Source organism: Streptococcus sp. E17BB (assembly GCF_041807725.1).
GTDB classification, from domain to species: Bacteria; Bacillota; Bacilli; order Lactobacillales; family Streptococcaceae; genus Streptococcus; species Streptococcus entericus.
The window spans coordinates 33,299-52,234 of record NZ_JBGTZC010000006.1 but is presented as its reverse complement, the minus strand read 5'-3'; the positions used below and the strand labels follow the sequence as shown (position 1 = coordinate 52,234).

Genomic DNA, 18,936 nt, shown 5'->3' with positions numbered 1-18,936 from the left:
ATTTTTATCTGACTATCGCTGACTTGTGTTACAATAAATGCTATGGATATTTTTAGATTAAAAACCGATCAAGAGTTGATTGTGGATGAACCAGTCGTCTTGGTTTTAGGATATTTTGATGCCCTTCATTGTGGACATAAGAAACTTTTTGAAGAGGCAAGAGCCATTGCACAGGCCAGACAGCTAAAAGTTGCTGTGCTGACCTTTTATGAGTCACCAAAATTAGCTTTTGCCCGTTTCACGCCCGACTTGCTCCTGCATGTGACCTATCCTGAGAAGCGCTATGCCAAGTTTGCAGAGTATGGTGTGGATCAGCTTTACTTGATGGACTTTACGAGCTATTTTGCCAGAACTAGTTCGGCTGAGTTCATTTCCCGCTACATTGAAGGCCTGCAAGCCAAGGTCGTTGTTGTCGGATTTGATTACCATTTTGGACATGATAAAAGGCCAGCAGATGACTTAAAAACAGCGGCTTCCTGTGAGGTAGTCATTGTGCCTGAATTACAAGATGATGGTGAGAAAATCAGCTCAACCCGTATCCGTCGCGCCATTTCAAAAGGGCATATCGAGACGACCAATCGTCTTTTGGGTTATGAATTTTCAACCCGTGGCATTGTGGTACATGGCGATGCTAGGGGGCGAACCATGGGATTTCCGACCGCTAATTTAGCACCAATCGACCGAACCTTTTTACCTGCTGATGGTGTCTATGTGGCGGATATTTTGGTCAAGGGCAATCGTTACCGCTCTATGACAAGCGTCGGTAAAAACGTGACCTTTGACGGTCAGGAGTTACGCTTAGAAGCTCATTTATTTAATTTTGATGCTGACATTTACGGTGAAACCATTGAAATTCTTTGGCTGAGCAAAATTCGTGACATGATTAAGTTCGATTCTGTTGAAAAGTTGGTTGAACAGCTAGAATTTGATAAAAAAATCTCAAAAAACTGGGAAAAAGTATAGAAATTTGAGCAAAAAACTTGTATAATGGAAGTGACTATGTTACAGGGGATAAAAGTATGTTAACACTATTCATCTCTCCCAGTTGTACAAGCTGTAGGAAGGCAAAAGCTTGGCTAACCAAGCACAAGGTCCCTTTTCGGGAACATAATATCATTACCAGTCCTCTGTCACGTGATGAGTTGATGAGAATCCTCTCACTCACTGAAAACGGCACGGAGGATATTATTTCAACGCGGTCAAAAGTTTTCCAAAAGTTGAACATTGATGTTGATGAGCTATCCGTTTCAGAACTGTTGACCCTCATTACGAAAAACCCAAATCTCTTGCGTCGTCCAATTTTGATGGACAAAAAACGAATGCAGATAGGATTCAACGAAGATGAGATTCGTGCCTTCTTGTCTCGGGATTACCGCAAGCACGAACTAAAACAGGCTACCATTAGAGCGGAGATTGATCGGTATTATGACTAAACAATACACTTATCCTATTGATTTATCTTGGAGCACTGACGACATGACCGCAGTGCTTCATTTTTTAACCATGGTTGAAGATGCCTACGAGGATCAGATCAAGGTGACAGACTTTCTAAACAGCTATGCTACGTTCAAGACTGTCGTCAGGTCTAAGAGTGAAGAAAAGAGACTTGGACGTGAGTTTGAGCAGGTCAGTGGCTACTCCATCTATCGAGCGGTGAAAGTCGCCCAGGAAAAAGGAACGGGGGTACTGCGACTTGAACGATAAGTTTATTTTTGCCCAGCAACTCATTCGTCAGGCTGGACTTCTGATTAAAGAACAGATGGGGATTGAGATTAAGGTTGAAACCAAATCAGTAGCAACCGATCTGGTGACCAATGTTGACAAGGCGTGTCAGCAATTTTTGGTTGATTCGATTCAAGATAGGTACCCTAATGACCATTTTTTAGCTGAGGAGGACAACCTAAAAACTAACCCTTCTAGAGGCGCAGTCTGGGTCATTGACCCTATCGACGGAACAGTTAACTTTGTGACCCAGCAGCAGGACTTTGCAGTGATGTTGGCCTATTTGGAAGATGGCGTCGGACAGTTTGGATTGATTTATGATGTCATGGCAGACAAGCTGTACAGCGGCGGCAAAGGGTTTCCTGTAACCTGCAATGGGGAGGTTCTGCCCTTGATGGGTGGAGGCTTGCTCAATCAGTCCGTAGTCGCAAGCAATACCCGTCTTTATGCCCAAAACGCCTATCATCTGGCAGACTTGTTCAATCGCTCACTAGGTGTTAGAAATTATGGCTGTGCTGGTTTGAGCATGGCGCGTGTGCTAGCTGGTCAGATCTGGGGCTATGCCTCTTACCTCTGTCCCTGGGATTATTTAGCCGCTGCCATCATGGGAGAAGAGTTGGGCTATCTCCTTGAGACCTTGGATGGGTCAAAATTAGATATGCTCAGTCGACAGTCGGTCATCTTTTATCCGGCACAGGAGCAGTTGGATGTCAAAACAATTTTGACAAGGCAATAAAGCACTGATACTCTCTACTTTCGAGCTAGGGAGTTTGCTTTTGTTTACCCTTGTGTAGTATAATAGACTCATGACATTACCAAATGATTTTGTTGAAAAATATCGAGCCTTACTAGGTCAAGAGGCAGATGAGTTTCTGGCGAGTTTTGAAGAACCAGCTGTTTCTGCTTTTCGTGTCAATCCATTAAAGGAAGCGCAAAAACGCTTTTCCAATCCGATTCCCCAGACACCTTGGGGCTACTACGGTAAGATTTCTGGTAAATCAGCTGAACATGTGACAGGCTTGGTTTATTCGCAAGAGCCAGCTGCTCAGATGGTGGTTCAGGTTGCAGGCATTAAACCGGGGATGTGCGTGCTTGATTTAGCGGCGGCGCCAGGTGGAAAATCGACCCATATCCTCTCTTATCTAGGCAACACAGGCTTGCTTGTTAGCAATGAGATTTCGACCAAACGGAGCAAGGTTCTGGTCGAAAACATTGAGCGTTTTGGGGCGAGAAATGTGGTTGTTACCAATGACAGTGCAGATCGTTTGGCAAGAATTTTTTCAAACTATTTTGACCTTATCGTCTTTGACGGTCCCTGTTCAGGAGAAGGGATGTTTAGAAAAGATCCCGCTGCCTGCCAGTATTGGCATAACGAATATCCAGTCACCTGTGCCAAGCTGCAACAGGCTATTTTACAGGATACCATTGATATGCTGGCACCTGGGGGGAGGCTAGTCTATTCAACCTGTACCTGGTCACCTGAAGAAAATGAAGCGGTCGTTTCTTGGCTGTTAGAGACCTATAACTTTTTGAAATTGGTTGATATTCCGAAAATAAACGGTATGTCAGCGGGGATTGAGCAAGAGCAGACCGCTAGGATGTATTCCCATCGTTTCAGGGGTGAAGGTCAATTTGTCGCGGTGTTAGAAGACACACGCTCTTCTGAGCGCCAACGTATTAAGCCTGAGAAAACTAATCTGACCAAGCAGGAACATCAGCTCTGGCAAGATTTTGCGAGACAGCATTTATTTGTTGAATTGGACGGTGTTTTGCAAACCTTTGGTGAACAACTCTATCTGTTACCACGTGACTTGCCAGCTCTAAAAGGTGTAAAAATTGCGCGCAATGGTTTGCATTTAGGGACGTTTAAGAAAAATCGATTTGAACCTAGCTTTGCGCTCGGTCTTGCCCTAAAGCCTAGCGAAGTCAAGCAAACAGTCAACATCAGTGATGAAGCATTTGAAGATTATGCTCGTGGTCTAACGGTGACACTTTCTGAGCCCCTGCTAAATGGCTGGTATCAACTTGTTGTCCAAGGAAATGGTCTAGGTTTTGCAAAAGTTGTTGGTCAAACAATAAAAAATCATTTTCCAAAAGGGCTTCGTCTTCACTAACCTCTATACAAATAGAGGGAGACTATGGTATAGTATAATGGAAGTGCTACAATTTGTACCACGCTTGAAAGGAAATTATTGTGAACAAAAAATTGTTTAAGGGACTGGCTGTTGCCCTCTTTGGTCTCAGTCTGTCAGCTTGTGCCAAATGGATTGACCGTGGAGAGTCAATTACAGCTGTAGGTTCAACAGCCTTGCAACCTTTGGTTGAAGCAGCGGCTGATGAATTTGGCTCAACAAATATTGGTAAGACCATCAATGTTCAAGGTGGTGGTTCCGGTACAGGCTTATCGCAGGTTCAGTCAGGAGCTGTTCAAATTGGCAACAGTGACCTCTTTGCAGAAGAAAAAGACGGCATCGACGCTGCAAGCTTGGTCGATCATCAGGTTGCTGTTGCAGGTCTCGCTGTCATTGTCAACAAAGAAGTGACGGTCGATGATTTAACTGTAGAGCAGTTACGAAAAATCTTTACAGGTGAGTACACCAACTGGAAAGAAGTTGGTGGTAAAGATTTAGAGATTTCCATCATCAACCGAGCAGCTAGTTCTGGTTCACGATCAACTTTTGATAGTGTTGTCATGGATGGGCAATCTGCCAAGCAAAGTCAAGAACAAGACTCAAACGGGACGGTGAGGTCGATTGTCTCTCAAACACCAGGAGCGATTTCTTATCTTGCTTTGTCCTATTTAGATGATTCAGTCAAAAGCTTAAAGCTCAATGGTTATGCAGCAACAATTGATAACATTGCGACCAATAAATGGCCACTGTGGTCTTATGAACACATGTATACCATGGGAGAGCCAACTGGTTTAACCAAGGAATTTTTGGATTACATGATGACGGATAAAGTGCAACAAGGAGTTGTTGTAACAATTGGTTATATCCCAATCTCAGAGATGAAAGTCATCAAGGACGCTAATGGTCAGGTCACCCCTAAATAAAGGAGACGTTGTGAAAAATCAAGAACTTGCAAAAAAATTGCTATCGTCGTCAAAAAATTCACGCTTAGAAAAATTCGGCAAGACAATTACCTTTGCCTGCTTGGCACTGATTGTATTTATTGTCTTTATGATTTTAATTTTTGTTGCCCAAAAAGGCCTGTCGACATTTTTTGTGGATGGCATCAATCCGATAGACTTTCTCTTTGGTAAGGAGTGGCAACCCAATGTTAAGGGAGACGATGGCAAGCCCTTAATGGGTGCCTTGCCCATGATTTCAGGGTCTTTTATCGTTACCATTTTGTCAGCGCTTATTGCAACCCCTATCGCCATCGGTGCGGCTGTCTTCATGACGGAAATTTCTCCCAAGTATGGCACTAAGATCTTGCAACCGGTTATTGAGCTTTTGGTGGGTATTCCATCTGTTGTTTACGGTTTTATCGGTTTACAAGTCGTTGTACCATTTGTCAGAAGCATTTTTGGTGGAACTGGTTTTGGTATCTTATCAGGAATTTTTGTCCTCTTTGTCATGATTTTGCCAACAGTTACCTTTATGACCCTAGATAGTCTAAAAGCTGTTCCTCGTCACTATAAAGAAGCTAGTCTCGCCATGGGAGCGACACGTTGGCAAACTATTTGGCGTGTTATCCTCAATGCGGCTCGCCCAGGTATTTTTACAGCTGTTATTTTTGGTATGGCACGTGCCTTCGGTGAGGCGCTGGCAATCCAGATGGTAGTTGGTAACTCGGCTGTTATTCCAACCTCACTGATCACCCCTGCCTCAACCTTGACGTCTGTATTGACTATGGGGATTGGTAACACGGTTATGGGAACCGTTCAAAACAATGTGCTCTGGTCTCTAGCATTGGTTCTTTTGGTCATGAGTTTAATCTTCAATATGATTATGAAATTGATTACGAGAGAGGGTAAGAAAAACTATGCACGCTAAACAGATTAACAAGCTGATGACAGGAGTTCTGTACACCATTGCAGGACTTATCGTGACTATTTTGACCGCTCTCTTACTCTTCATCCTGCTGAGGGGGCTACCTCATGTCAACTGGCAATTCTTAACAGGGAAATCCTCATCCTATCAAGCAGGCGGTGGTATTGGTATTCAGCTCTACAATTCATTTTTCCTGCTGGTTATTACCTTGCTCATCTCGGTTCCTTTATCCATGGGAGCTGGCATCTATTTGGCAGAATATGCCAAAAAAGGCTGGTTGACTAATTTTATTCGAACCTGTATCGAAATTTTATCCTCTTTACCATCCGTGGTTGTCGGACTTTTCGGTTATTTGATTTTCGTTGTTCAATTTGAATATGGATTTTCTATCATTTCAGGTGCTCTAGCTTTGACTGTCTTTAACCTGCCGCAAATGACGAGAACCATCGAAGATAGTCTGCGCAATGTTCATCATACTCAGCGTGAAGCTGGTCTGGCATTGGGGTTGTCTCGCTGGGAATCGGTTATTTATGTCGTTATTCCGGAGGCTCTGCCGGGGATTGTTACTGGGATTGTTTTGGCTTCAGGACGGATTTTTGGTGAGGCAGCAGCACTTATCTATACTGCCGGACAATCAGCTCCAGCACTTGATTGGAGTAACTGGAATGTGTTGAGTGTCACCAGTCCGATTTCAATTTTTCGCCAAGCTGAAACTCTGGCGGTACACATCTGGAAAGTTAATAGTGAAGGTACCATTCCGGATGCTATTCAAGTATCAACTGGTTCAGCAGCAGTTTTGCTGATTTTTATCTTAATCTTCAACCTCTCTGCTCGCTACATTGGTAAGACGCTTTACAAGAAACTAACATCAGCAGAGTAAATAGACATTAAGCTGTTAAAACCAAATGGTAGACAGCACCGATGTCGTCTGTCACAACGACATACAAAAAAATAGGCTCTTAGAGGATGCTATCTTCTAACATTAAAAAGGAGACGATATGGCTGACTATAACTGGAATGAACGTCACATTATCACGTTTTCGCCAGAAACTGTTGCCTTAGAGACCAAAGATTTGCACGTTTATTATGGGCAAAAAGAGGCCATCAAGGGCATCGATATGCAGTTTGAAAAAAATAAAATTACAGCATTGATTGGACCTTCAGGCTGTGGGAAATCAACCTACTTACGTAGTTTGAATCGGATGAATGATACCATTGACATCGCAAAAGTGACCGGAGAAATCCTTTATGAGGGTATCGATGTTAACCGCAAGGACATGAATGTGTACGAGGTGCGCAAACACATCGGCATGGTGTTCCAACGTCCTAATCCTTTTGCAAAATCGATTTACAATAACATCACCTTCCCCCATGAACGAGCTGGTGTCAGGGATAAAAAAGTGCTTGATGAACTTGTTGAAACATCACTCAAGCAAGCAGCGCTCTGGGATCAGGTTAAGGATGATTTGCACAAATCAGCCCTATCCTTATCTGGAGGGCAACAACAGAAACTTTGCATTGCACGGGCAATCTCTGTTAAACCTGATATTTTACTTATGGACGAGCCTGCTTCAGCCCTTGACCCGATTGCAACCATGCAGCTAGAAGAGACCATGATGGAGCTGAAGAAAAACTACACCATCATCATCGTGACCCACAACATGCAACAAGCAGCGCGCGCTAGCGACTATACTGCTTTCTTCTATCTGGGTGATTTGATTGAGTATGACAAGACCTCTCAGGTCTTCCAAAATGCTAAATTGCCATCTACACGCGATTACATCACGGGTCGATTCGGATAGGAGGACGTATGATAGATTCTATTTTAAGCATCAACGATTTATCGGTCTATTTTGGTAAGAAAAAGGCCCTTAACGGTGTGAGCATGGATTTCAAAGAGAAAGCCATCACTGCGCTCATCGGTCCATCAGGCTCTGGAAAGTCAACACTGCTGCGTTCCATCAACCGCATGCACGATCTTAATCCTGAAGCAACAGTGACAGGTTCTGTAACTTACAACGGTCATAACGTCTACAGTCCACGGACTGACACGGTTGAACTACGTAAGGAAATCGGCATGGTGTTCCAACAGCCTAACCCCTTCCCCATGTCCATCTATGAAAATGTGGTCTATGGTCTGCGCTTAAATGGCGTCAAGGACAAGCAAGTGCTGGATGAAATTATCGAGACCTCTCTAAAAGGGGCTTCTATCTGGGACGAGGTGAAAGATCGGCTACATGATTCAGCCATCGGTCTGTCAGGTGGACAGCAACAGCGGGTTTGTGTTGCAAGGGTTCTGGCAACCAGCCCTAGAATTATTTTACTAGACGAACCGACCTCAGCTCTTGATCCGATTTCAGCAGGTAAGATTGAAGAGACTCTCTATGGACTCAAGGATCAGTATACTCTTCTCTTGGTCACACGCTCTATGCAACAAGCGTCACGGATTTCAGAGCGAACAGGCTTTTTCCTTGATGGTGAGCTGATTGAGTATGGAACAACCAAGGAAATGTTCCTGAATCCAAGTGATAAACGAACTGAGGATTATATTACTGGTAAGTTCGGATAGTAAAAGTGTTAAGGCTGTCACCTCGTGTATTCGCCTGAACAACGAAACGCTAGAGGTATCTAAAGTGACCTTTAGCAAAGCAAAACAGAAAAGAGGTAGCGTATGTTACGTTCACAATTTGATGAAGAATTAGCAAAGCTCCATAATCAATTTTATGCCATGGGAACGGAAGTCTTGACCCAAATTAACAAGACTGTCCGTGCCTTTGTTAGCCATGATCGTGTCTTGGCAAAGGAAGTGATTGAGCAAGATGAAGTGGTCAATAATTTTGAGACCAAGCTGGAGAAGAAGTCACTAGAGATTATTGCACTTCAGCAGCCCGTATCGCATGACCTACGGACGGTTATCACGGTGCTCAAGGCTTCAAGCGATGTTGAGCGCATGGGCGACCACGCGTCAGCTATTGCCAAAGCCACCATTCGCATGAAGGGTGAGGAGCGCATCCCAGAAGTAGAAGCAGCAATCAAAAAGATGGGCAAGGCCGTTAAATACATGGTCGAAGACGCTCTTGAGGTCTACATGACTGGTGATGAGGAAAAAGCCTACGAAATCGCTGCACGCGATGAGGAGATTGATTTGATGTTTAAGGATATTCAAAACTTAGCTGTTGAGCGTATCCGTGAGCAACCAGAAACCGTATTCTCAGGCAAGGAGTATTTCCAAGTCCTGATTTACCTCGAGCGTATCGGCGATTACGCTAAAAATGTCTGCGAGTGGGTGGTCTACTTGAAGACTGGTAAGATTATCGAGTTGTAAGAAAGACAACGGAGGCAGGGACAAATACCCATTTAGGGCAGTTGTCCCACTCCTTTTTTGTTCCTTGTAATTGTTGGGTGATTTTGCCGTTTATGCCGTACAATATCTTAGGTCACAAAAGTTACAAAATTATAAAAAAACTGAAAATTAAGTATTGACATTCTATTTTTTAGTGGTATAATATAACTAATCTTACAGAAAGGAGCTGTTGATATGACAAAATTTGTAAAAGGAATCAATCATAAACCTGTTTCAGGTAAACAAGTTACAACCACTGATGCTTGTTCATTCACAACAAACAGTTGTAAATTTTAAGTTGACTGATTCTGTGAGAGAAGTTCTAATCTCTTTATGATATTCTTTAAGCCAATAGGGTGTCATTTTAGAGATTAAGGCACATTGTGCTATAATCTTTATAGATTTAAAGCGCTTTAATAGGGTGGAGCAATGAACTCAAAATTTTCAAGATGATAATTTGCTCCATCTTCTTTTATTTAAACGATGATTACAGGAGTTTAGGAGGAGTAAAATGTCATTTTATACAAGTTCCTGTACTTATAATGGTATAACCTTTTCAGGAGACGCGGCAGATATTCTTTCACAAGTAGCAGAAACGGAAACCTTCGATGATTCCTTAAAAATAGTAGATAGCATTTTCTTCAAAAAAATGAAAAAGAAAAATAGAGGTGATTATGGACAAAAATAGTTTTGTATTATGCCATATCGATAAGGCAAAGCTTCCAGTTTTTGGCTATAAAATCCATGTTTCTGCTACTTGGGAAAATTATCAAGATATCAAAAATATATTGATTCCCCTATTAGATGAGCAGCAGGTTGCTTATAAATATCTCAAGGACTACAAAGAAGTTTGGACAAACTTTTCTGTCAAAGAAACCATGGCGGAATCCGGTAAATTTTTCACCATCTATCCAGAAAACCATCAGCACTTTTTAACCTTACTTGATTGGTTATATGACGCCTTGCCTCGAGATTGGGAAGGGATTTATATTATGAGTGACCGACCCTATAAAGATTCCAAACTGCTCTTTTATCGCTTTGGGACGATTCGGCTAGACTTAAAGCATATTAAAGATGGTTTTCCAACGCTTATCGGTCCCAATCAAGAAGAGTGGCAAGATGTTCAAAGAAATTACTTTGATTTACCATCATGGATTGATGATATTCAACCTGATGACACGGTAGAAGACAGTTGTTTGGGAAACCATTATCAGATTGACAGCATAAAAAAAGCTAGTAACGGCGGTAACGTTTACGCTGGTTGTCGTTTGTCAGATGGTCAAGCAATCGTGATGAAAGAAAGTCGACCACATGTGTTACAGCACGACAATCTTAAAAAAGAGTTACTCAGGTCTAAAGAATACGAGCAGGCTACACGTTTGAACCACTATGTTCCCAAAACCGTCGAAAAGGTTAAAGAATGGTTGAACACCTACTATATCTATGAAGAAATCATTGGTGAAGATTTTTACACCTACATCAAGTCCTACACTGTTTTTGCCTACCGTTCGGAAAACACAGATGATTTTAGGAATAATTTAGGACTTTTTCGTCATTTTTTAGATATGACCGATAAGTTGCTTGAACTTGTTGCCTATTTCCATCAGCAGAACTTGATTTTACACGATATTCACCCTGATAACCTCCTTATTGATGGAGCTGGTGAGTTGTACTTTGTGGATTTGGAGTACCTCTATCAAGAAGGAGATAAGCCTCTATCTGACATCTATCACGACATTGCCCTAAAAGAGTGGAACGGGCTTGATGGCAAAGTGGCAGACTGCCATAAGGTTGCCAATCTCTTGCTTTATTGTCTGGCTCGTTTGCAGGTAAAAAAGGCTAGCGAGTTGAAGACTAACCTTAGGATTTTACATCACCTACTAGAGAACTACGGGATCAAGACAGACCTTAGGGGATTTTTCAGCTATTTACTCTCACCAAACGCCAATATCAAGACAGCAAGAAACCTGTTAAGGATGTTGAAAATGGATACAGTTCCTGCTGATTTCAGTTATGAATTGGATGCTACTGCTCTAAACAAGGAAGAGTTGACAGGGCCCTCCTTTTTGTCGCGTGTATCTTTGCTTAACGACACTTTTGCTATCTATCAAGTAAGTCTCGCCCAGAAAGAACTGTTTCGCTATCAAGTAGACACAGCTTCTCTTTATGGTTTGACGGGATTGCTGGGGAGTTTGATTTTACTTAAAGATGACTTGCCAGATGAGCTTCTGTCTTATGGTTTGGACAAGGTACAGTCAGCATTGGTCAAGACCACATCAGGTGAGGTCTTGTCTATCGGCAATAACTGTGCTTCACCTTATATTGACAAGGGGAACGCTGGTTACATTCAAGGACTCATGTACCTAGATAAAGAACGGTACTTGCTAAACATTATAAAGCTAGCCGATACTATTGACTTTGAGTTTGCTCAGAGACCGGGCTACAATGATGGCATGCTGGGAATAGCCGATACCTTGTTAGATGTTTATACTCTTGTGCCAGACATCAAATATCTCAACACAGCAAGAAAATTGTTGCTCAATACGAGTTTTTATGTCAAGTATGGACGAGTAGATGTGGATGAGTTTGCTCTTGTCCTAAAAAAATATCAAGACAAGGAGGCAACGCATGCTCAAACTCTTAAAAAATAAGTTTATTGCTGGTCGATTATTAGCCGCTAGTTGGCAAAATCTTGGTGCCAACATCTATAACATGGTCTTTGTGGTTTATCTGGCAACCGTTTATGATTCTAAATTATTAGTTGGCTTGGCTGACAGCATTGCTTATTTACCTGCACTCTTGTCCCTATGGCTTGGCTTCATGGCAGATAAAACCCGACAGAAGACAACATACCTCATCGGTCTTAGTGCCTTTCAAGGTCTTCTCTTTCTCTTGGTAGCCTATCTTGTTGGGTTTAAGCATTACGGAGTTGTTATGGCTGTTGCTTTTTTAAACATTTTTAGCGATACTATCTCTAACTATTTGCAATTTTTGCTCAAACCGATTTTTAAGCACAATGTTCCTGATGAGGAACTGGTTGCGACGAATTCCTTGTTTCAAGTGGTTGGTCTGACAGTTGTGCTATCGAGCCAACCGATTGGTGTCTGGCTCTTAGAAGTGACAAATAATAACTTTTCCTTTATTGCATTCATCAATGCCGTAACCTTTTTCCTATCAGCTCTGACCTATTGGAAAATCAGGAAACAGCTAAAGCACCAAGTGGTGTTTTCTGATACAAAGGAATCCGTCAAGGTGCAGTTGCATAAAATGTACAAGACAGCGGTTCATGTTTTTCAAAAGTCAGACGGGATAACCTTTTTACCGATGATTGTGCTACTTTTGATTGGAAATATCTTGTCCACCAGTTTTTTGACCCTGATGAATATCCAATTACTCGATGTTCCGATATGGCAGTTTTCGTATGCCCAATCCATTACAGCCATGGGGGTTGTCCAAATTATTGGTGCTTTGCTAGGCGGTCTAACGGTCAATCATCTGTTCAAGGACTTGAAGCTGATGACGATTATAACGGTTCAAAGTCTGAACATGGTTTTCCTTGCCTTATCAGGGATTGTTCAGTTGTCCTCTCTAATCATGCTTATGGGGGCTTTTGTCTTAGCTTTTATGGGGGCTAGGTCAGCTCCAATCTTAACAGCGACACTGATGCGTTACGTTCCAGATGAACAGCTTGGGCAGGTTGGGGCTTTCATTTCTTTTCTAGTCACTATTGCTATTCCTATCGGCAGTATCGTCTTTTCGTTTCTAGGTGCATATTACTTGGTGCTAGCTTGGGGTGTCTTCTTTGTTTTGGCAGCTATTCGCCTCTTTTTGTCAGTGAGGTTCACTGCTAGAACAACACTGCCTGCCTCTGATGTCTGATAAGGCTTGTGCTGGCTATCTGAATAAGAAAAAATCTAACGAGGATGGCTTGGCCTCGTTTTTTAGTTTATTTTTAAGAAAAATATGCTATACTAGAACAAATATTATATCTGTTGTCTAGTTTACAGATAGTTATCAAAAAAAAGATAAGGAGCAATAAATGACCACAGTAGAACGCTACATTAACACTTTTGTCCCAGAACATTATGACTTATTCTTGGACATCAACAGAAAAGATAAGACCTTTACAGGCCAACTCGTTTTGTCTGGTCAAGCGCAATCAGATAAAATCTCATTGCACCAAAAAGACTTGACGCTTACTTCAGTGAGCTCTTCAGGGCAAGCATTAGCTTTTGAGCATGACCACGCTAAGGAAGCAGTGCATATACAGTTGCCAGAAACAGGTCAGGTGAGCTTGACCTTAATATATTCAGGACAGGTCACGGATAATATGACAGGTATTTACCCGTCTTATTACACTGTAGACGGGGTGCAAAAAGAAGTGATTTCAACTCAGTTTGAGAGTCATTTTGCGCGTCAAGCCTTTCCAAGTATTGATGAACCTGAGGCCAAGGCTACATTTGATTTATCGATTCGTTTCGATCAGGAAGAGGGCGAGATTGTCTTGTCAAACATGCCCGAAATCGACGTTGACCGCCGTAAAGAGACAGGGATTTGGCGCTTTGACACGACGCCACGCATGTCCTCTTATTTGCTTGCCTTTGCTATCGGTGACTTGCATGGTCAGACAGCCACAACGAAAAACGGAACAACCGTCGGCGTTTTTGCAACTAGAGCGCATCGTTTAGACAAGACGGATTTTGCCTTGGATATTGCCACACGTGTCATCGAATTCTACGAGGATTACTTTGGTGTCAAGTACCCTATTCCACTGTCTTACCACGTTGGTTTGCCGGATTTTTCAGCAGGAGCCATGGAAAACTGGGGCTTGATTACCTACCGTGAAATTTACCTGCTCGCTGATAAAAATGCAACAGTTAAAGTTCGTCAGAATCTGGCTCTGGTTATTGCCCATGAAGTAGCCCACCAATGGTTCGGTAATTTGGTTACCATGGCTTGGTGGGATGACTTGTGGCTCAATGAGAGCTTTGCTAATATGATGGAATATCTGGCACTAGATGCCATTGAGCCATCTTGGAACATTTTAGAAGATTTCCAAGCAACTGGTGTGCCTGCTGCCTTGACAAGAGATGCGACTGATGGTGTTCAGTCTGTGCATATGGACGTTCATCACCCAGACGAGATTGATACCCTCTTTGACCCCGCTATTGTCTACGCCAAGGGCAGTCGTCTGATGGTGATGCTCCATCGTTGGCTGGGTGATGAGGCCTTTAGAAATGGCTTGCGCCAATACTTTATGACCCATCAGTACCAAAACACGATCGGTCAAAACCTCTGGGATTGCTTGGCAGAACAGTCCGGTAAAGATGTCGCTGGCTTTATGGACTCTTGGTTAGAGCAACCGGGCTATCCTCTTGTCACAGCACGTGTTGAAGACGATACCCTAATCCTTCGTCAGGAACAATTTTTCATCGGTGATCATGAGGACAAGGGACGTCTCTGGCAGATTCCGCTTAACAGCAACTGGTCTGGCTTACCAGATACCCTGTCTGAGAGAGAGATTCGTATCTCTAACTACAGTCAACTGAAAGCTAGCAATCAAGGGGCGCTGCGCTTGAATACAGAAAACACTGCCCATTACTTAACCAATTATGAGGGAGAATTACTGGATGCTGTGTTGGCTGACTTGCCTGATTTATCTCCGATTGACAAACGTCAAATCCTGCAAGAACGTCGATTATTGGCTGAAAGTGGCCAGTTGTCCTATGCCGAGTTGGTTCCTCTGCTCTTGCCTTTGGCAAAAGAGCCGTCTTATCTAGTGATGTCAAGCATTCGTGAGCTGTTGGGTGGCTTGAGTGACTTTGTTGACGAGGGTAGTCCAGAATATGACCAGTTTAATACGCTGTGTTGTCAGGTTTATCGTCACCACTACGAGCGACTTGGCTGGCAGGCTATTGCTGGTGAGCCAGATGAAGATGCTATCTTGCGGGAATGGACACTGAACAGTTTGGTTGCTGCTGATTATGCCCCTGCCTTGGCACAAGCGTCAGCTATTTTCCAAGACAATCAAGAAAAATTAGAGGATTTACCAGCTCACATGCGCGTGGCGGTGTTAATCGGACAGATGAAAACCGCACCGTCAGACGAGCTTATCACCACCTACCTTAGAGAATATGTTGATACTGTTGATAGCAGCTACCGTTACCAGGTTCTGGCAGCTTTAGCATGGAATCGCTCAGACGACGGGTTACAGTTGCTCTTAAGCCAACTCAAGGATAAGACGCTTGTCAAGCCGCAAGATTTGGGACGCTGGTATGCTTACTTGTCTGGTCATGAGTTCAGTCGTCAACAAGCTTGGGATTGGGCATGTGAAAACTGGGATTGGTTGACAGAGACCTTGGGCAATGACCGTACTGATTTCATTAAAGTTCCCTCCAATAATTTCAAGACAGACCACGAACTGGAGCAATACCGAGCTTTCTTTGAAACAAAATTAGAAGACCCAGGACTTAATCGCTTGATTAACATGGGGATTAAGCAAATTGCTGCTCGCGTAGCAATGATTGATAGGAACAAAGAAGCTGTCCTCGCAGCTATTGCTGAGGCTACTAAGTAAGACAATAGAAGTGAGTGAAGTCGTCATTCTGACGGAACTTTCGCTCACTTTTTGAGTTTGCAAAGCGAAAACCCTTGCAATTTTTTGACAAATCTGATAGACTTGAGAGGTAGGATTGTTACTGGATAGCAGGCAAAACCTAAACAGATAGGAGATAGCAGGTCTTGCCCTGTGTTTTCTGGCTGTTTAGGTTATTTTTTATCGGGTAGGAGTATTATTGATGAAAATTGATAAGATTTACAATAATAATGTGGTGCAAGTCATCAACCAAGACGGTCAAGAAGTTGTTCTGATGGGAAGAGGACTAGGCTTTGGTAAAAAAGTTGGTGATAGCATAGATCCTGATTTGATTGAGAAAACTTTTGTTCCTGAAAATACCGCGACAGCTCATGAATGGTATCAAATTTATGGGGCATTGAGTGCTGATGAAATTGATGTCATTTTACAAATTATTCACTTGGCGGAAGTCGCACTTGGTCAGGTGTTTGAGTTAACCTCCTATCTTTCTTTAGCCGATCACTTGCACTATGCCATTGAGCGAACTCAGCAGGGTATTAGTTTACAGAACCCTTTGGTTTGGGAAATTAGGAAATTCTACCCGACCGAATATCAGTTGGGGAAGGAGGCTATTGCTATCGTCTCCGAAAAGCTAGGTGTACAGCTGGGAGATGATGAAGCAGCATCTCTGGCACTTCATTATGTCAATGCTCAAAAAGATAGCGGCTTGGTGAACAAAAATTATCAAACCACTCAGATTGTCATGGGGATTTTAGAAATTGTTCGTCTTTATTTTGGTCAAGATACGATGACAGATGATAACTCTATTGCCTACAATCGCTTTGTCACCCATGTTAATTATTTTGCTCAGCGAGTGGTTAACGGACTGGTTCAGGGCAACAATGATGCCTTTCTCTACGAACAAGTCAAGGTCAATTACCCACAAGCCTATGCTTGCACCCAGAAAATTAAAGCATATATTAATAGCCATCACAACTTTATCATGAGTCAAGATGAAGAAGTCTACCTGACCATTCATATCCAGCGAGTTGTTAGCCAATAAGAATAAGCCATCGGCAGATTAGTCGATGGTTTGTCTATGCTTGAGAAAATAACCAGTTAATAAAAAATCTAAAAAAAAATTATAAAAACGCTTGCCAAATCAAAATGAAAGTGGTATCATAAACTCATCAGGATTGTTACTGGTTAAGCAGGCAAAACCTAAATGAATACAAGACAAAATACTGACACCCTAGTCAGCCCCATTTTGTTTGGTATTTGTTTAGGTTTTTTGCTTGTTAAAGACCAAGCAATTCAAAAAAATTTTTCGGAGGAGCCTGATATGGCTAAAAAAGATTACACTGAGTTGGCGAAGGATATCGTCGCTCACGTTGGCGGTAAAGACAATGTTAAAAGTCTTCGTCACTGCGTTACCCGTCTGCGCTTTGAACTCAAGGATGAGAGCAAGGCAGACACTGACTACCTCAAAGCTCGCGATGGTGTCGTGACTGTCGTTAAAGCAGGAGGTCAATACCAAGTAGTTATCGGTAACCATGTTCCTGATGTCTATGCGGCAGTGATTGCACAAGGCGTTAAGGGAATTGGTTCACTGGATACTGATGAAGGTGATGATGTTCCTGCATCAGGTAACCTCTTTGAGCGATTCATTGACTTGATTTCAGGAATTTTCCAACCTTTCCTTGGTCCTTTGGCAGCGGCTGGGATCATCAAAGGTATCGTCGCTATTATGGCAGCAGCTGGTATTACGCCAGATAAGAGTGCTTTAGCAGTTATTCTGACCGCAGCGGGGGATGGATTCTTCCAATACCTGCCAATCATGGTGGCTTTGACTGCAGCTCGCAAATTCAAACTCAATGAGTTTACAGCTCTGGCTATTGCGGGTGCTATGGTTTACCCGACCTTGGCAACGTCTGTGACAGCTCTCCAAGAAGCAGGCATTAGCAATGTCTTTGGTATTCCGTTTGCTTTGCCATCAGGTGGTTACCTCTCAACCGTTATGCCAGCTATCTTGGCTGTTTGGGTAGCTTCTGTCATTGAGAAGTACATGCGAAAAGTCACGCCAGATGTGGTCAAACTCTTTATTGTCCCATTTGTGACTATTATTGTTTCAGTGCCATTAACCTTCCTCTTGGTTGGTCCAGTAGCTAACTTTGCTTCTGATCTTCTTAACGGTGCTTTCTCAGGTCTTGCTAACTTTAGTCCAATTCTTTACGGTGTCGTTCTGGGTGCACTTTGGCAGGTTCTTGTCATGTTTGGTCTACACTGGGCGATTGTACCATTGGCTATCCAACAGATGGTAACAACAGGGATGACAAACATTCTAGTTGCAGCATCTCTTCCTAACTTCACTCAAACAGGTGTGCTTTTGGCCATCATCTTGAAAACCAAAGAACAAAAAGTTAAAACCGTTTCTATTCCTGCCTTGATTTCTTCTATCTTTGGGGTGACTGAGCCTGCCATCTACGGTGTGACCTTGCCGATGAAGATTCCGTTCTACATCTCTTGTGCCGTATCAGGTCTGATTGGTGGTTATACCATGTTTGCAGGAGCAACGGGTTACTCAGTTGGTGCGCTCGGTATCTTCCAGTACCCATCTTATGTTAGCCCAGATGGTGATTTTTCAGGTATATACACCATGATTATCGGTACAGTTGCAGCGATTGTCATTTCATTTATCATTCAGTACTTTGCGCCAGTGCCTAACCTCTACGGTGGAGGTGATGCGCCAGCAAAAAAGCCTGAAACAGCTCCAGTTCCTGAGCTTAAAGAGATTAAACAGGAAATCTTAGCAGCGCCTCTTATGGGGACGATTGTTCCATTGCCAGAAGTGCCAGACCAAGTCTTTGCATCTGGAGCTATGGGTAAAGGTGTTGCCATTGATCCCATTGACGGTGTCGTTGTAGCCCCAGCTAAGGCTGAAGTGACCTTGGTCTTTCCGACCAAGCACGCCATCGGTTTGACCACTGAAAATGGTGCTGAGCTTCTCATCCATATCGGTATGGATACTGTGTCCCTGGCTGGTAAAGGCTTTAAGTCCTTCGTCGAAGTTGGTGATGTGGTGGAAGCTGGTCAAAAACTATTGGAATTTGACCTGGACACCATTCGTGCAGCAGGTCTGCCTGTTGTGACCCCAATCATCGTCACTAACACTGATGCCTTTACTGACATCTTGACCAGTCAGGAGCGCCAAGCTCATACAGGCGACTACCTCATGACAACAGTTCGCTAATTGACAATGACACAGGCTCCTTTTCAGACAGTACTTGTTTGAAAAGGTG

General features: G+C 43.0%; 17 protein-coding genes. All 17 read left to right on the top strand.

Going from position 1 to position 18,936, the window contains the following annotated elements; translation table 11 throughout:
• Positions 1-42: 42 nt before the first annotated feature.
• Positions 43-963 (top strand): bifunctional riboflavin kinase/FAD synthetase, encoded by a 921-nt coding sequence (locus tag ACERC7_RS02475; protein ID WP_373666033.1) that lies wholly within the window; start codon positions 43-45, stop codon positions 961-963.
• A gap of 56 nt (positions 964-1,019) precedes the next feature.
• Positions 1,020-1,433 (top strand): Spx/MgsR family RNA polymerase-binding regulatory protein, encoded by a 414-nt coding sequence (locus tag ACERC7_RS02470; RefSeq protein WP_373666032.1) that lies wholly within the window; start codon positions 1,020-1,022, stop codon positions 1,431-1,433.
• Complete coding sequence (locus ACERC7_RS02465) at positions 1,426-1,704, top strand: UPF0223 family protein (protein WP_373666031.1); 279 nt, start codon at positions 1,426-1,428, stop codon at positions 1,702-1,704. The genes ACERC7_RS02470 and ACERC7_RS02465 overlap by 8 nt, the downstream gene beginning before the upstream one ends.
• Positions 1,694-2,458 carry an inositol monophosphatase family protein gene (locus tag ACERC7_RS02460; RefSeq protein ID WP_373658385.1) on the top strand — a complete coding sequence of 255 codons (765 nt, stop codon included), beginning with the start codon at positions 1,694-1,696 and terminating at the stop codon, positions 2,456-2,458. Before ACERC7_RS02465 ends, ACERC7_RS02460 begins: the two co-directional genes overlap by 11 nt.
• Positions 2,459-2,528: 70 nt before the next feature.
• Positions 2,529-3,836: an RsmF rRNA methyltransferase first C-terminal domain-containing protein gene (locus ACERC7_RS02455; protein ID WP_373658386.1), complete on the top strand. Its 1,308-nt coding sequence runs from the start codon at positions 2,529-2,531 to the stop codon at positions 3,834-3,836.
• Positions 3,837-3,916: 80 nt separating this feature from the next.
• Positions 3,917-4,777 carry a phosphate ABC transporter substrate-binding protein PstS gene (locus ACERC7_RS02450; protein WP_373658387.1) on the top strand — a complete coding sequence of 287 codons (861 nt, stop codon included), beginning with the start codon at positions 3,917-3,919 and terminating at the stop codon, positions 4,775-4,777.
• Positions 4,778-4,787: 10 nt separating this feature from the next.
• On the top strand, positions 4,788-5,723 hold the full coding sequence (pstC, locus tag ACERC7_RS02445) for a phosphate ABC transporter permease subunit PstC (protein WP_373658388.1): 936 nt from the start codon (positions 4,788-4,790) through the stop codon (positions 5,721-5,723).
• On the top strand, positions 5,713-6,600 hold the full coding sequence (gene pstA, locus ACERC7_RS02440) for a phosphate ABC transporter permease PstA (RefSeq protein ID WP_373658389.1): 888 nt from the start codon (positions 5,713-5,715) through the stop codon (positions 6,598-6,600). Before pstC ends, pstA begins: the two co-directional genes overlap by 11 nt.
• A 118-nt stretch (positions 6,601-6,718) precedes the next feature.
• Positions 6,719-7,522 carry a phosphate ABC transporter ATP-binding protein PstB gene (gene pstB, locus ACERC7_RS02435; protein WP_373658390.1) on the top strand — a complete coding sequence of 268 codons (804 nt, stop codon included), beginning with the start codon at positions 6,719-6,721 and terminating at the stop codon, positions 7,520-7,522.
• Between the two features lie 8 nt (positions 7,523-7,530).
• Positions 7,531-8,289, top strand: coding sequence for a phosphate ABC transporter ATP-binding protein PstB (gene pstB, locus ACERC7_RS02430; RefSeq protein ID WP_373666030.1), 759 nt, complete (start codon positions 7,531-7,533; stop codon positions 8,287-8,289).
• 102 nt (positions 8,290-8,391) lie between these two features.
• Complete coding sequence (gene phoU, locus ACERC7_RS02425) at positions 8,392-9,045, top strand: phosphate signaling complex protein PhoU (RefSeq protein WP_018368628.1); 654 nt, start codon at positions 8,392-8,394, stop codon at positions 9,043-9,045.
• 529 nt (positions 9,046-9,574) lie between these two features.
• Positions 9,575-9,751 carry a hypothetical protein gene (locus ACERC7_RS02420; protein WP_373666029.1) on the top strand — a complete coding sequence of 59 codons (177 nt, stop codon included), beginning with the start codon at positions 9,575-9,577 and terminating at the stop codon, positions 9,749-9,751.
• Positions 9,738-11,714 (top strand): hypothetical protein, encoded by a 1,977-nt coding sequence (locus ACERC7_RS02415; RefSeq protein ID WP_373666028.1) that lies wholly within the window; start codon positions 9,738-9,740, stop codon positions 11,712-11,714. The genes ACERC7_RS02420 and ACERC7_RS02415 overlap by 14 nt, the downstream gene beginning before the upstream one ends.
• Positions 11,692-12,942, top strand: a complete 1,251-nt coding sequence (locus ACERC7_RS02410; RefSeq protein ID WP_373666027.1) for an MFS transporter — start codon at positions 11,692-11,694, stop codon at positions 12,940-12,942. Before ACERC7_RS02415 ends, ACERC7_RS02410 begins: the two co-directional genes overlap by 23 nt.
• 160 nt (positions 12,943-13,102) lie before the next feature.
• Positions 13,103-15,640, top strand: coding sequence for a M1 family metallopeptidase (locus ACERC7_RS02405; protein WP_373666026.1), 2,538 nt, complete (start codon positions 13,103-13,105; stop codon positions 15,638-15,640).
• 220 nt (positions 15,641-15,860) lie between these two features.
• Complete coding sequence (gene licT / locus ACERC7_RS02400; RefSeq protein WP_373666025.1) at positions 15,861-16,700, top strand: BglG family transcription antiterminator LicT; 840 nt, start codon at positions 15,861-15,863, stop codon at positions 16,698-16,700.
• A gap of 279 nt (positions 16,701-16,979) precedes the next feature.
• Positions 16,980-18,887, top strand: a complete 1,908-nt coding sequence (locus ACERC7_RS02395; RefSeq protein WP_373666024.1) for a beta-glucoside-specific PTS transporter subunit IIABC — start codon at positions 16,980-16,982, stop codon at positions 18,885-18,887.
• Positions 18,888-18,936: the final 49 nt, after the last annotated feature.